Origin of the sequence: Acinetobacter sp. UBA3025 (genome assembly GCF_002367915.1) — a bacterium.
Taxonomy (GTDB): domain Bacteria; phylum Pseudomonadota; class Gammaproteobacteria; order Pseudomonadales; family Moraxellaceae; genus Acinetobacter.
The window spans coordinates 8086-9503 of sequence record NZ_DFDO01000213.1 but is presented as its reverse complement, the minus strand read 5'-3'; the positions used below and the strand labels follow the sequence as shown (position 1 = coordinate 9503).

Annotated in this window: 1 protein-coding gene; it reads right to left on the bottom strand. The window is 44.4% G+C overall.

The window, feature by feature from the left end; all coding sequences use genetic code 11:
* A partial coding sequence (locus tag B4J23_RS08935) for an AMP-binding protein (protein ID WP_291360075.1) occupies positions 1-1418 on the bottom strand: 1418 nt, incomplete at both ends.

The window sequence follows — 1418 nt, the reverse complement described above, 5'->3', positions numbered from 1 at the left end:
TCTTTCTTCACCACAAACAGTTTTGGCACTTCACCTGATTTTTCATCTGGTACACCAATTGCAGCCACTTCCAATACTTTTGGATGTTTCGCAACGACTTCTTCAATTTCAGAAGGATAAACGTTAAAGCCAGAGACCAGAATCATGTCTTTCTTACGGTCAACGATTTTGATGTAACCACGTGAATCCATAACACCGATATCACCGGTACGGAAGAAGCCATTTACCATCACTTTATCGGTTTCATCCGGACGGTTCCAATAGCCTTTCATCACCTGTGGACCACGGATTGAGATTTCACCCTGCTCACCGAGTGCAACTTCATTACCGTCATCATCCAGCATTGCAACTTCAGTCAAAGGTAACGGAATACCAATCGTACCGCTAAATGCTTCAGATGCCGGTGGGTTCGCAGTTGCTACTGGAGAAGTTTCAGACAGGCCATAACCTTCAATGATGTTAGTGCCAGTAATTTTCTTCCAAGCTTCTGCAGTAGAAGGCAGAACAGCCATACCACCGCCCATCGCCATTTTTAAACGGCTATGATCCAGTTGCTTGAACTCTTCGTTGTTTACAAGCGCATTAAACAGCGTGTTCACAGCAGGGAAGAATGTTGGCTGGTATTTACGTAATTCTTTCATCACCGCAGGCAGGTCACGCGGGTTAGGAATCAGAACGTTCGCCTGACCTTTATACATGCCGTAAAGTGCACAGACCATGAAAGCAAAGATGTGATAAAGCGGTAAAGCACAGAAAATACGGTCATCTGGCTGGCCATCTTGCGCACCGAATTTGCTCTGGAAGATACCGTCACACTGCAACAGGTTAGCAACCAAGTTACGATGGGTCAGTTCAGCACCTTTAGAAACACCAGTAGTACCACCTGTGTACTGAAGTACAGCAGTATCACTTAAAGTCAATTCAGGGCGTTTATAGTTGCTTGGGTTAACTTTATTCAGGGCTGCATTGAACTTGATGTGACCTGGAATATCCCATGCCGGAATCTGCTTACGTACTGAACGTAATACAAAGTTCACCAAAGTACCTTTTAAAGCACCCAGCATGTCACCCACAGAAGCAACCACGACGTGCTTCACAGGTGTTTTGCCAATAATTGACTGATAAACGCTTGCAAAATTCTCAATAATGACCAGAACTTCAGCACCAGAATCTTTTAACTGATGCTCAAGCTCACGTGATGTATATAGTGGATTTACATTCACCAGTACTAAACCAGCGCGGAACACCCCCAATGCTACGACCGGATACTGAAGAACGTTTGGCATCATTACGGCAACACGTGTGCCTTTTGCCAGACCCAAACTTTGTAAATATGCTGCGAATTTACGACTAGCTTCTTCCAACTCATTGAACGTTAAAGTCTTATCCATAAAGATAAAGGCATCACGTGAGCCAAA